The organism is Kitasatospora sp. NE20-6, from assembly GCF_045862635.1.
Map to the genome: position 1 here is coordinate 82,761 of NZ_BPRL01000033.1, position 14,552 is coordinate 97,312.

The 14,552-nt window shown below is 70.5% G+C and carries 3 protein-coding genes; 2 read left to right on the top strand and 1 reads right to left on the bottom strand.

The window, feature by feature from the left end:
* Positions 1-243 precede the first annotated feature (243 nt).
* Together SNE206_RS22515 and SNE206_RS22520 are read left to right on the top strand one after the other, a co-directional pair.
* A complete protein-coding gene (locus tag SNE206_RS22515) occupies positions 244-4,539 on the top strand; it encodes a ricin-type beta-trefoil lectin domain protein (RefSeq protein ID WP_407915278.1) in 4,296 nt (1,431 codons plus the stop codon).
* A gap of 315 nt (positions 4,540-4,854) precedes the next feature.
* The gene (locus tag SNE206_RS22520; RefSeq protein ID WP_407915279.1) at positions 4,855-12,186 is read left to right on the top strand and encodes a polymorphic toxin-type HINT domain-containing protein; all 7,332 of its coding nucleotides are present in this window, start codon (positions 4,855-4,857) and stop codon (positions 12,184-12,186) included.
* A gap of 40 nt (positions 12,187-12,226) precedes the next feature.
* Here the strand turns inward: SNE206_RS22520 and SNE206_RS22525 are convergent, their stop codons facing one another.
* Entirely contained in the window at positions 12,227-14,287 is a 2,061-nt protein-coding gene (locus SNE206_RS22525) for a hypothetical protein (RefSeq protein WP_407915280.1), read from the bottom strand.
* Positions 14,288-14,552 lie beyond the last annotated feature (265 nt).

Genomic DNA, 14,552 nt, shown 5'->3' on the forward strand with positions numbered 1-14,552 from the left:
AAGCATGTAATTCCCGTCATGCGGCCGGAAACGATTCTGACGGTCATTCAGGACATTGCCGGGCAAGCCGTTGAAACAACTTGACCTAATCTCCACCAAGCCTGCAATGTTCCCGACCGAGCGCCCATCCGCAGTGGGGGGCCGCTGGGAGGGAGACCCGCACCCGCGATGTTCGACACCACCTCACCGAGACCCCGCACAGGGCGAGTTCGGTCCGATCGGGGCGCACTCGGCCGGGCCGCCGTGGCCGCAGCGACCGCCCTGGTCCTGACCGCACTGTCCGCGCCCTCCGTCTGGGCCGCCGACGCCACCCCAACCCCCGGGGGCGACAGCGCGACCTCGGCCCCGCAGGCCGGCGAGTCCGAGAACACCAAGGCGATCCGGACGGCCCTCCAGCAGGCCAAGGGCACCGGCAAGCCGGTCCGGATCGACGCGCTGACCACCGAGACCACCGAGACCTTCGCCGACACCGACGGCCGCAGCATGTACGCGGACGCCCGCGCACAGGACGTCCGGACCAGGCGGAGCGGCTCCTGGCAGACCCTCGACGCGACGCTGAAGGCCAACGCCGACGGCACCGTCACCCCTGCGGTCACCGGCTCCGACCTGGTGCTCTCCGGCGGCGGCAGCGGCCCGCTGGCCACCATCACCAGCGCCGACGGCACCTCGATGTCGATCACCGCTCCGTTCCCGCTGCCCAGGCCGACCCTCGACGGATCCACCGCGGTCTACTCCTCCGTCCTGCCGGACGTCGACCTGCGGGTGACGGCCCGCCCCGACGGCGGCTGGCGCGACGTGATCGTCGTCAAGACCGCCGCGGCCGCCGCCGACCCCCGGCTGAAGGCCCTGCACTTCCCGCTGCGCACCACCGGCGTGCAGGCCGACGCCGACGCCGCGGGCAACGTCTCGTTCAAGGACGGCCAGGGCCGCACGCGGTTCCACGCGCCCACCCCGTTCCAGTGGGACTCCGGCACGGCCCCCGCCCCGGCGCCGCTGCTGAAGTCCGGTGCTGCCGCGCCCAAGTCGCTGTTCGCCGCGCCCGGCGCCGAGCAGGCCCAGGACGCCGCCGACGCCTCCGGCCCCGATCGGCCCGGCAGGGGCGCCGCGGTCGCCCCGATCGGCATCGTCGTCAGCTCTGCCGAACTGGTGCTGACCCCCGATCAGAACACCTTCGGCAAGGGCACGGGCCCCTGGTACCTCGACCCCGAGACCAGTGTCGACAACGGCCGCCAGGTCAACGCGCAGGTCCAGGAGAACCATGCCGACACCGCCAACGTGAACACGCTCAGCAGCCTGGGCGTCGGCTACTGCGGCTACTCGGACTGCACCGGCTACGGCCGCTACCGGTCGTACTACCAGCTCTCCACCCCGAGCGGCCTGTTCGCGGACGGCAACCACGGCACCGCGACCGTCAACCGCGCCACCCTGCTGATCGACGTCAACGGCGCGTCCTCCCCGGGCACCCGGTCGACCATCAACCTCTACAGCGCGCCGGCCTTCCAGGGCACCACCACCTGGAACAACCAGCCGTGCGGCACCAACGGCAAGATGACCGGCTGCACCTGGGCCGCCAACTCCGACATCACCGGCACCGGCCAGCTCAGCTACGACGTGACCTGGTGGATGCAGAAGATCGTCAACGAGAAGATCCCGAACTGGACCGTCGGGTTCGCCGCCGAGGACGAGTACGACAAGCTGCTGCGCCACCACCTCGGCGCCAACCCGCACATCGTCACGTACTACGACATCGCGCCGACCGTCTGGTACCCGCGCACCACGCCCACCCCGGGCTACACCAACGACCCGGCGTTCGGCACCGTCCACAACGACTGCCAGACCCCGGGCGGCGGCGCCTGGTACGCCCCCGGCTGGGTGGGCGCCAACCAGAACATCTACCTCAGCTCCAACGCCTGGTCCCCGATCGGCGCCGGTGTCACCGGAAACTTCCACGTCTGGGACGACAACGACGGCAACTGGAGCCTCTGGCCCACCAACGGCGGCGCCGGTTCCTACGGCACCGCCACCGTCTCCATCGGCGGGCTCACCGACGGCCACCAGTACGGCTGGACATCCTCGGCCTCCGACGGCTCGCTGAACTCCGGTGACACCCCGTGGTGCTACTTCCGGGTCGACAAGACCCCGCCGCAGGTGTCCGTGGCCTCCACCGACTTCCCCGCCAGCGGCACCCTGAACGCCGTCCCGGTGAAGAAGGTCCGCCAGCCCGGTACGTTCGCCATCGCCGCGAGCGACCCGGCGCCCGCCAACGGCCTCAACGCCTCCGGCGTGGCCTGCGTCCGCTGGAGCACCGACTCGACCGCCGTCACCGGCTGGTCCTGCAGCGACCCCAACGGGCCGGGCGGCGGCATCGTCAAGAGCGGCTCGGGCACCTTCACCTTCACGCCGACGCTCTGGGGCACCAACACCCTGTTCGTCCAGGCGATGGACGTGGCGGGCAACTACAGCCAGCCCATGCCCTACACCTTCTACGCCCCCTGGGATCCGAGCATCGGCACCGGGACCCCCGGCGACCTCACCGGTGACGGCCGCGGAGACATCCTTCTGCCCGACGACCTCGGCAACCTGCGGGTGATGACCCTCGACAACGACGTGGCCACCGCCCAGGCCGCCCCGCTCGGCCTCGCGCCCGGCAGCACCACCTGGAAGAGCGACCCCACCGCCGGCGTGACCGTCCGCACCACGCACCTCGGCTCGCTGCGCGAGATGCCCAGCGCGGTCGACGACACCATCGTCTGGACCAGCGCGTCCTCCGGCGGAACGGCACTGTCCAAGAACCTCTACCTGTACGAGAACAACGGCGACGGCACCTTCAAGGCCCCGGGACTGCTGCCCAAGCCGAAGGCGTGGGTCGGCCTCGACGGCACTGCGCTCGCCACGGCACCGGACGGCTGGAACACCAACTGGACCGGCCTGACCCAGCTGCTGGCGCTCGGTTCGCTGAACGCGCCCGTCAGCCCCGGTGACACGATGACCGCCGTCAACCAGACCTCGGTGATCACCGTCGAGGGCGGGAACCTCTGGCTCTACCGCGCCCAGCCCACCAACAAAATCGGCGCGCCCGCCCTCAAGGTGTCCTCCGCCAACTGGGACAACTACGAGCTGATCAACCCCGGCACCGCCGCCGGCACCGCCCAGCCCACCCTGTGGACCCGCGACAAGTCCGACGGCACCATCCGCGCCTACGACATCACGCTCAACGCCGCCGGCCTGCTCGACTTCGGCAACCTGGTCGACCCGCTCACCAACGCCCGGACGGTCGGCGCCCAGAAGTTCACCACCGACGCCTACCCGCAGATCGGTTCCAGCGGCGATGCCAACAAGGACGGCCGGTCCGACCTCTGGACCCTCGACGCCGCCAAGCACCTGAAGGTCTGGCCCGGCACGGTCACCGCCGGCTCCACCGCGGTCACCGGCTTCGAGGGAACCCCGGTCGACCAGGGCGACACCCGGCGCGCCCTCGGCCGGTTCAAGCTCGACAGTGCCGCCGTCACCGACGTGTACGGCACGTACCCGATGACGGCCAGCCCGACGGTGACCTTCCCGACCGAGACGGTCAACGGCAAGAGCACGACCGTCGCGCACTTCGCGGGGCAGAACCCGAACGGCACCAGCTCCGGCGCGGTCATCGACTACTCGTCCGCCCAGACCAACCGGTTCACGGTCGACACCTCCAAGTCCTTCACCGTCAGCATCTGGGCCAAGCCCAGCACCGGTGACGGCACCAAGCAGAACCCGGTGCTCTCCACCAAGGGCAGCGTCTCCAGCGGCTTCATCCTCTGGCCCGACCAGGACGCCAACTGGCGCTTCGGTCTCGCCAACAGCGACAACTCCTCCTGGAACTACGACCTCACGTCCTCGGCCGGCACCAACGCCGCCCGCTTCCAGCAGGACCGCTGGGACCGGCTCACCGCCAGCTACAACTCAGGCACCGGCGTCATGACCCTGTACGTGAACGGCGCGCTCGCCGGATCGGCGGTCCGCACCAGCCACTTCGGCTACAACGCCCCGCTGATCCTCGGCAGCTACCAGGACAAGAGCGCCTACGCCGGCTCGTTCAACGGCAGTGCCAGCGACGCGGTGGTCTACGACTACTCGACCGACCCGGGCTCCACCACCGGCCGGATCGCCGTGGACCTGCCGGTCGGCGTCGGGTCGAACAAGTGCCTCGACGTCAACTTCGGGGCGGACGCCAACGGCACCGCGGTCCAGATCTGGGACTGCAACAACAGCACCGCCCAGGCCGCCACCGCACAGCCGAACGGCACCATCAAGGTGCTCAGCCGCTGCATCGACGTGACCGGCGCCGCCACCGGCAACGGCACCAGGATCCAGCTCTGGGCCTGCGACGGGAACCCCGCCCAGCAGTGGGTCTTCCGCGCCGACGGGTCGATCTTCAACCCGATGTCGAGCCGCTGCCTCGACATCCCCGGCGGCAACATCGCCAATGGGACGCAACTGCAGATCTACGACTGCAACCAGAGCTACCCCCAGCGCTGGCGGGGCACGGGCGCCGTCGCCTGACAACCGCACCGCCCCGGCCGGGGGCGGCAGGCAGGCCCCCGGCCTTCTCCTTCCGCCGCCTCGGCGAGCCGCCCGGAATTCACCGGGCGGATCTCGCCGAGGCGGTTTTCGGGCTCATTTCTTTTTGCGTTTCCTCTTTCGGGCGGAGACCTTTCCGTGGTCGATAACGGGATGGTGAAGTTGTCCATCGAGGGGTGGTGCGCAGGCAAATCCATTCTCTATTTTCGGTGTGATCGGCGCGCATGTCCTGACGCCGCCCCGCTCCATGGCGGGGCGTCAGTTGTGCGCCGGAACAGTCGATTTGGGGAGATTCGCATGGGGGTCAAGCGCATGCAGCCCCTGCTCCGGGAACGGTCGAGGGGCCGTTTCCGGGCAGTGGGGATGCTGACGCTGGTGGCCGTTACAGGGTCACTGATCGGCGCACCACCGGTGTTCGCCGAGAAGGCGCCGAAGATATGGGTGCCGCCGAACACGCCGCTCCAGCAGGAGAAATCGGTGGACGGCCGCCCGGAGGGCAAGCCCTCCGCGCCGGGCGGCGGCGGAGTGCCGCAGGAGTGGAAGCCGTCCACCCCGGCCGCGGTCAAGTCCGGCACGGTGACCGTCCCGGTCGAAGAGGTGTCGAAGGAGCAGCTGGCGGCCCGCCGGCTCACCGGCGGAGCCGCCCCGGCATCCGGCGGCGCCGCACAGGTCCAGGCCGGCGAGCTACCGGTGTTCCTGACCGACCTCGGCGCCGGGAAGGACACGGCGGCCGGCACGCCCGCCGTCAGGGTCGACGTCCTCGACCGCGGCAAGGCCGGGGCGACCGGCTCGACCGGCCCGGTGGTCAGGCTCGAAGGGGCCGGCGGATCCGCGAAGGCCGGCCACCGGTTCCAGGTCTCCCTGGACGTCAAGGCGCTGACCGGCAACGCGATGTGGTCCGACCGCGCCCGGCTGGTGCAGCTGCCCGAGTGCGCCCTCACCACGCCCGACAAGGCCGAGTGCCGCAGCAGCACCCCCGTCCGGTCCACCGTGAACCCGCTCACGGGCCGGCTGACCGCCGACGTACAGCTGCCCGAGGCGCCCGCCGCGGGCACCACCCGGGCGGCCCTCGACGGCACCGGCGGCGGCATCGTGCGGGCCGGGTTCACCGGGCAGGCCGCGTCCGCGTCCTCCGGCGCGATGGTGCTGTCCGCGCAGGCCGCCCCGTCCGGCTCCTCTGGCTCGTTCGCGGCGACGCCGATCAGCCCGTCCGCGTCCTGGAGCGCCGGCTCCAGCTCCGGCAACTTCAGCTACTCGTACACCTTCGACATGCCGACCGCGGTCGGCGGAGCCGCCCCCGGCGTGATGCTGGGCTACGACTCCTCGTCGGTCGACGGCCGGACGGCGGCCAACAACTCGCAGTCCGGCTGGGTCGGTGACGGCTGGGACTACTCGGCCGGCTCGATCTCCCGCTCCTACAAGCCGTGCGCCAAGTCCGGCATCGACATGTCCGGCGACGAGTGCTGGGCCGGGCAGTCGCTCCAGCTCAACCTGGCCGGCCACGCCGGCGCGGTGGTCAAGGACGACACCACCGGCGAGCTGCGCCTGCAGGGCGACGACGGCACCCGGATCACCCCGCTGACCGGCCTGAACAACGGCGCCTGGAACGGTGAGGGCTTCAAGGTCACCACCACCGACGGCACCCAGTACTGGTTCGGCGCCAACCACCTGCCCGGCGGCGACGGCACCGACCCGGCCACCAACTCGGTGAACACCGTGCCGGTGTACCACCCGCACGCCGGAGACCCCTGCTACAGCGCCTCCACCGGCCTGGCGTCCTGGTGCCAGATGGGCTGGCAGTGGAACCTCGACCACATCGTCGACCTCCACGGCAACCTGATCACGTACAAGTACGCCAAGGAGTCCAACAACTACGCGCGCGGCGGCGGCCAGAACAACGGCACCGGCACCCGCACCGCGTACGACCGGTACTCCACCGTCTCGGAGATCCAGTACGGCCTGCGCCTGGCCGACCGGATCGCCTCCAAGGGTGCCGGCAACCCCGCCGCGAAGATCGTCTTCACCACCTCGGAGCGCTGCTTCGCGTCCGGCTCGATCACCTGCACCGACGCCCAGCGCATCACGGCCAACCAGTCCTCCTGGCCGGACACACCGCTCGACCAGGCATGTGCCTCGACCGGTACCTGCACCAACTACGGCCCGACGTTCTGGACATCCAAGCGGCTCACCGGTGTGCAGACCGCCGTCTACGTGGGCGGCGCCGCCCGCGTCGTCGACTCCTGGGCGCTCAACCAGGTGTTCTCCGACCCGGGTGACGGCACCGCGCCGACCCTGTGGCTGAACTCCGTCCAGCGCACCGGCAAGAACGGCCAGGCCGACAGCACGCTGCCCGCCGTCTCCTTCAAGGCCATGCAGATGGCCAACCGGGTCGACGGACTGGTCCCGCCCGTCCCGCAGTTCAACCGCCCCCGGATGAAGGAGATCACCACCGAGACCGGCGGCCGGATCACCGTCGGCTACAAGCCGGTCGAGTGCTCCCGCACCGGCAACACCATGCCGGCCTCCGAGTCCGGCAACACCATGGCCTGCATGCCGGTCAAGTGGGTGCCGCCCGGCTCGCCGGCCAACACCGCACCGGTGAACGACTGGTTCCACAAGTACCTGGTCTCCTCGATCAGCGAGGAGTCGCTGGTCACCTCCGCCACCGTCGCCAAGTACACCCAGTACAGCTACGGCGGCGGCGCGGCCTGGCACCGCAACGACTCCGAGTTCGCCGACGACGACACCCGCACCTGGGACAACTTCCGCGGCTACCAGACCGTCACCACCACGACCGGCAACGGCTCCGACGGCCCCAGGACCAAGTCCACGACCACCTTCCTGCGCGGCATGGGCGGGCAGGTCCCCGACAGCTGGGGCGGCAGCATCACCGACGCCGAGGAACTGGCCGGATTCGTCCGCGAGACCCAGAACTTCGAGTCGGACGCGGCCGGCGCCAAGGTCGTCGGCGGCGAGCTGACCACCCCGTGGATGTCGAAGATCACCTCGACCCACACCCAGCCCGGCAACCTGCCCAAGGTGACGGCCCGTTACCTCAACACCGCCAAGGTGCAGACCCGTTCGCTGCTCTCCGACGGCAGCTGGCGGACCACCGAGCGCAACGCCGCCTACGACGAGGACCACGTCGGGCGCATCCTGAGCACGGACATCCTCGGCGACACCTCGACCAACGGTTCGCAGCGCCAGTGCACCGCGGTCACCTACGCCTCCGGCAGCAACCCGGCGCTGGTCGAACTCCCGTCCCGGATCCTCACCCTGGCCGGCCCCTGCGGGCAGACGCCCACCGCGGCCAACACCATCGCCGACGCGCTGACCCTCTACGACGGCCAGCCGCTCGGCACCATCGGCGACAAGGCCGACCAGACCGAGACCCGCGTCCTGGAGTCCTACGGCCCGGGCAACACCCCGACCTACCGGGTGACCGCCAGGGCCCAGTTCGACGGCTACGGCCGCCAGGTCTCGACGACCGACCCCAACCGCACCGACAGCACCCACCAGAACGGCGCCACCACCACCACGGCGTACACCCCCGCCACCGGCGAGCTGCCCTCGAAGGTCGAGGTCACCAACCCGCTCGGCTGGAAGTCCACCACGACCGTCGACCCGGCCCGCGGTCTGCCCACCAGGATCACCGACGAGAACGGGCGCACCACCCAGGAGGCGTACGACGCCCTCGGCCGCCTCACCGCGGTCTGGCTGCCCGGCCGCGACCCGGCGGACACCGACGGTTACGACGCCCCCAACCGGAAGTTCACGTACGCGCTGAACGGCACGGCGTCCCCGTCTGTCGTCACCAGCGAGAGCATCCGCGAGGACGGCACCTACGGCAAGAGCCTGCAGATCTACGACGGCCTCGGCCGCGTCCGCCAGTCGCAGTCGATCCCCGTCTACGGGCAGGTCGGCCGCCTCATCTCCGAGGCGACCTTCGACTCCCACGGCTGGCAGATCAAGGCCACCCCGTCGTACTACAACGCGGACTCCGGCCCGGTCGCGACGGTCTTCCTCCCGCAGGACTCCCAGGTCCCGACGCAGACCTGGAACGAGTACGACGGCCTCGGCCGCGTCACCGCCGCCAAGTTCGTCTCCTACGGCCAGGAGCAGTGGCGCAGCACGACGTCCTACCCGGGCGCCGAACGCACCGAGAACATCCCGCCCACCGGCGGCTACGCCACCGCGTCCATCACCGACGCCACCGGCGCCGTCGTCGAGGCACGGCAGTACAAGTCCGCCACCCCGACCGGCGCCTACGACGCGACGACCTTCGGGTACGACATCTCCGGCCGCCCGAGCTGGCGCCAGGACAGCAGCAACCCGGCACACCGGTGGACCTACACCTATGACCAGCTCGGCCAGGCGACCAGCACCACGACCCCGGACACCGGTACGTCGACGATGGTCTACGACAAGGCCGGACACGCCGTCACCACCACCGACGCGCGCGGCAGTTCGACCAGCGCCGTCTACGATCTGCTGGGCCGCCAGGTCGCGCAGTACGACGGCACCGCCACCACGGATGCCAGCAAGAAGATCGCCTCGTGGACCTACGACGCGCAGGTCCTGGGCAAACCCGACACGTCGACCACCTACGCCGACGCGCCGAACGGCGGCGGGCGGGTCGCCTACGTCAGCAGGGTCACCGGCTACGACCTCAACTACCGGCCGACCGGGACGTCGATGACGATCCCGTCGATCACCGGCGAGACCGAACTGGCCGGCACCTACACCCTGTCCATGGGCTATTCCGACGTCCTGGGCATGATGGAGAGCACCGGGCTGCCGGCCGTCGCCGGCCTGAAGGCCGAGACCGTCGGCTTCTCCTTCGACATCGACGGCAACTTCAAGACCTCCAGCGGCCTGGACTACTACGTCCAGGACATGAAGTACGACGTCTTCGGCCGGGCCACCCGCACCACGGTCGGCAAGTCCGGCAAGCAGGTCGTCTCGACCCAGCAGTACGACCCGGGCAGCGGCAAGACCGTGCAGTCCACCCTGGACAAGCAGACCGCGACCACCACCCACGTCGACCTCACCGACTACACCTACAACCCGATGGGGTCGATGACCTCGGTGAAGACCGTCCAGGACGGTTCCGACACCGACCTGCAGTGCTTCACCTACGACTACCTCGGCCGCCTCACCGCGGCATGGACCGACAAGGGCACCACCACCACCGCCCCGGCACCGTCGGTGTCCGGCATCGGCGGCTGCACCAACGCCGTCGAACCCACCGCACTCACCGCCTCCGCCCGGATCGGCGGACCGGCCCCGTACTGGCAGTCCTACTCGTACGACCTGACCGGCAACCGCACCAAGCTGGTCCGGCACGACACCACCGGCGCGGTCGTCAACGACAAGCAGACCGACCAGACCTTCGCCACCGGCCCCAACACCGTCAGCACCGATCCCGCCACCGGAGGCGGCACCGGCGGACCGCACGCGCTGCTCACCTCGACCACGAGCGCGGGCGGCACCAGCAAGATCGCCACATCGACCTACGACGCGACGGGTAACACCACCTCCGTCACCGACACCGCCGGTACCAAGACCCTGACCTGGAACAACCAGGGCAAGCTCGCCAAGGTGCACGACACGGGGGCTTCCGGCGACACCAGCTACGTCTACAGCCCGGACGGGAGCCAGCTGGTCCGCCGCAGCGGCGGCAAGACCACGCTCCGGCTCGGCACCGACGAGGTCGTCCTCGACACGGCCACCCACAAGCTGTCCGCCACCCGCTACTACACCGCTCCCGGCGGACTGACCGTCGCCCGCAGCACCGTCGACACCGGCGGCACCACGCTCAACTACCAGGCATCCGACCCGCACGGCACCGACGGCGTGCAGATGGACGCCGCCAACCTGACCGTGGTCCGACGTCCCACCGACCCCTTCGGAAACGCCCGCGGCACCCAGCCGGGCGCCGGAACCTGGGCCGGTGACAGGGGCTTCGTCGGCGGCACCATCGAGGGCACCGGATTCACCAACCTGGGGGCCCGCCAGTACGACCCGGCCACCGGACGCTTCCTCTCCGTCGACCCGCTGTTCGACGCCGCCGATCCGCAGTCCTGGAACGGCTACGCCTACGCGAACAACAACCCGGTCGACGGGTCCGACCCGGCCGGCACCTGCCTGGTCATGGACGACGGCACCTGCCGCGGCGTCAACCCCCCTGTGCCCCCGAGCAGCGGTGGCGGCGGTGGCGGTGGTGGCGGTGGCGGTGGCGGCGGTGGCGGATCCGGCAACGGCAGCGCCACCACCAGCCCGGCCAGCAAGGCCGCGCAGGACGCCTCCAACGAGGCGCTCCGTCAGAAGCAGGCCGCCGACGAGGCGCTCGCCAAGGCGAAGCAGGCACGCGAGGAGCTGATCAGCAAGATCGTCGACGTGGTCGGCGACCTGATCGGATTCAACGACGCCCGCGACTGCTTCACCAAGGGCGACGTGATGGGCTGTGTCAACACCGCCCTCAACTTCGTGCCCTGGGCCAAGGTCTTCAAGGCCGTCAAGGTCGGCATCAAGGCGTTCAAGCTGTGGCGTGAGGGCGAGAAGGCCTACAGCGCGATCCGCAGTGCCGAACGCGTCGCCAAGGGCGCCGAAGAAGGCCTGTCCGTGGCCCGCAAGGCCGAGCACGAAGCGGCCGAGGCCGAACAGGCGGCCGCCAAGGCGGCCGAGGACGCGAAGGCGAAACCCGACAGCGCCTCCAGTACACCCGACTGCGTCCACAGCTTCCTGCCGGGCACCGAAGTCCAACTGGCCGACGGCAGCACCAAGGCCATCGACCAGCTGAAGGCGGGCGACGCGGTCACCGCCACCGACCCGCAGAGCGGGGTCACCCGCGCGGAGCCGGTGGTGGCCACCATCACCACCCCGGACGACCGGGACTTCACCGACCTGACGCTGCGGACCGAACGGAAGGACGCGACGAGCGGGCAGGAGTCCGCCGGCCTCACCACCACCTGGCACCACCCGCTGTGGAACATCACCGCGAAGCGCTGGACCGAGGCCCACGACCTCACCCCCGGCGACCAGGTCCAGGCCCTCGACGGCAGCACCGTCACGGTCACGGACGTCCGCAACTACCACCGGGACGCAGTCACCCACGACCTCACCGTGGCGGACCTGCACACCTACTACGTCAAGGCAGGTGGAACCTCACTCCTCGTCCACAACTGCGAGACGAAGGAATGGGAGCCCGGCCGGAGCGGAGACCACCCCGACGGCCCCAGCGACTCGTCCAAGCAGCCCCGTCTCTCGCCGAGCGCCAACGCCAAGAAGGTCGGCGCGAACAGCGAGCTGGCCGAGGGTAGCTACACGTTCGTCGTCCGCAAGGACGGCTCGCTCCACGCCATGCACGACAGAGACTTGTCCCGCGTCGGGAAAAAGGGGGGAGGCCACACCTCGCTCGCGGGCAACCAGGCCGTTCACCTGGCCGGAATTTTCGATGTGGATGCCGAAGGAGCAATCTCGTTCATACAGAACGCCTCCGGCCACTACAGGAACACGAGTCTGCCAGGCTTCTGCAGTATGAAATCCATTGCCATGGAGGCGTTCGCCAAACACGGCATACCCTTCGATCCCAAGTTCTGGGTCGAATGGACCGGACCGAAGAAGTGAAATCCGGGGTGCCCTTTCGGGGGCACCCCGGCCCTTTTCCTCAATCGCCTTCCCGGACCGGCGGACGAACGAGTGCGACGTCCTGGCCGAACCCCACCACCACGCCCCCGTCGGCGGTGGCCGCGAGGCAGACTGCGGCACCGGGCAGCAGGAGCGGACGGGCGGACGGCCTGCCGGTGCTCAGGTCGATCAGGGTGAGGGTGCGGTCGGCGCGGGCCACGTACAGCTCGGGCCAGCGGATGCCCGCGACGGCGGTGACGGCGGCCGGGCCGTCTAGTTCCGGGCCCGCAGGTCGGCCGGTGCGGTCCCAGGTACGGAGTACGGTGGCGCCCTCGGCCGTGTACTCGGAGTGGACGGTGACGAGCCGGCCGTCGAGGAGTGCCAGCAGGGGGTGGTCCTCGGTTCCCGGCACGATCTCCGACGTGGGCGACGGGTCGTCCAGATCGAACAGTCGGGCCGGTTCGTCGTAGGACGACAGCGCGGCGGTCACGTGCCCGTCGACCGTGCTGACCACGAATCCGGTGGTGCCCGTCTCGGTGTCCACGGGAATCGCGGCGAGGACTGCCCCGTCCGGGGGGTTCAGGAACGTGATGTCCCCGTACCCGTGGACGACCAGCGCGTCGCCGGTGCGCAGACGCCGGTGGACGGCCCAGCGGACGATGTCGCTGTCGGTGCGGTCCGGTGCGCCGGAAGGGCCGCCCGCGGCCAGGTCCCAGCGGTACAGGTGCGGATCCGGGTCGTGCCGGGAGCCGGAGCCGGTGGCGGCGTGCGGACGGCCGTTGTCGGTCCAGGCGGCCAGGGACCTGGTCACCACGACCTCGGTGGCGAGGGGCACGGTCAGCAGGGTGCCGTCGGCGGCGCGGCGGGCCACCAGGGTTCCGCCTTCGTCGACGCTGACCACCACACCGTCCGGCTCGGTGACGGTGACGCCCGCCAGCCGCTGACGGTGGCCGGGCTTGCGGTCCACGGGGACGGCCGGATCCCAGAGCGCGACCACGCCGTCCTGCTCGGAGGAGGTCAGCAGGAGGTCGCACCCCTCCCGGCGGACGGCCTCAACGGCGGCCCGTGCGACGGGTCCGGCGAGGGGCGGTCCGAGCGGCCGCATGGTCCGTGCGTCCCAGAGGTGGACGTTCCACCTGGTGGACACGGCGAGGGCCGGTCCCGTCACGGTCGGATTGCTCCGCGGTCCCAGCCCCGGCCTGGACTGCATCAGCCGGTCCGGGACGGGGTACATGTGTGCCGTGAGCAGTTCGTGCTGACCTGTCGTCAGGTCGATGGTGGCGTGGGCGTCCTGCTCGTCGCGGACGGTCAGCAGCTCCCGACCGTCCGACCGCCACAGGGTGGCGCACCGGATCGGGCGTAGCCCCGCAGGGACGGGGAGCTGCCGCACCTGGTTGTCGTCCGGGTTCCACAGCAGGACTCCTTCGTCCGAGAGCAGCACGACCGCGCTCCCGTCCGCGAGGGCGCCGGGGCTGATCCCGATGACGGGCGGCAGGTGCGGAAGGCGGAGCCGCGCGCCGGTCGTGAGGTCCCAGAGTCCGAGGCGGCCCCAACCGGTTTCGACCAGCAGCCGGGTGTCAGGCCCGCTGCCGAGGACCGCCAGGCTGTCCGGGCTGCCGCCGACATCGATCGTCCGGCGGTGCGCGAGGTCGGCGAGGGCCCAGATCCGCACCGTGTCGTCATCGTGGCCGGAGACGAGCAGCGGTTCCGTGGCGTCGGGGGCGAAGGCCAGGAGGCGGACGGGTACCTCGCACTCCACGGTGCGGACCCGGCCCGACCGGACGTCCCGGACCTCCAGCCGGTGCCTTCGGAGCTTCGGGTCTGCCGGTGGCCGTTCGTCGGCCCTGACGGCGGTGGCCAGTTGGGGCCGGCCGTCGACCTCGCCCCAGGCGCTGGCCACGACCGGTCCGACCCGCACCTGCCAGATCAGCCGGGGGTCCAGGTCGACATCGGTCGCCCAGTCGACCCGCCACAGGTCGCCGTCCGGGTCGTCGACGGCCCGGCCCCGGCGGACGGTGTCGAAGAGGGCGGACTGTCGTCGGTCGAAATCGTCCGGCTCAGGGCGTCCGGCTTCCGGTCCGTCAGCTGCGACCTGGTCCATCGGCGTTCCCCTTCTTCGTACCTCGTGGCGCTCGGGACGAGATGCCGTGCGGGTGCGACCCGGATGGATCGGGCCAGGAGCATCAGCTGATCGTAGTGCCACCAGATCGGCAACGCCGTTGCCTTTGGCGTCGCGGGTGACTCTGTTGCGTATTTCGGCCGGGGCTATGCGGTGAGTTGGTAGGCGAGGCGGGACAGTCGGCTTGTCCGGGGCTTGCGGGGTTGATCGGGTTGTCGGCTGGTCCAGTGGGCGTCGGGTCGGATGA

What these genes read in the sequence shown, in the direction of transcription:
- SNE206_RS22520 (WP_407915279.1), top strand. Translation starts at nt 4,855, where the DNA reads ATGGGGGTCAAGCGCATGCAGCCCCTGCTCCGGGAACGGTCGAGGGGC.
- SNE206_RS22525 (WP_407915280.1), bottom strand. Translation starts at nt 14,287, where the DNA reads ATGGACCAGGTCGCAGCTGACGGACCGGAAGCCGGACGCCCTGAGCCG.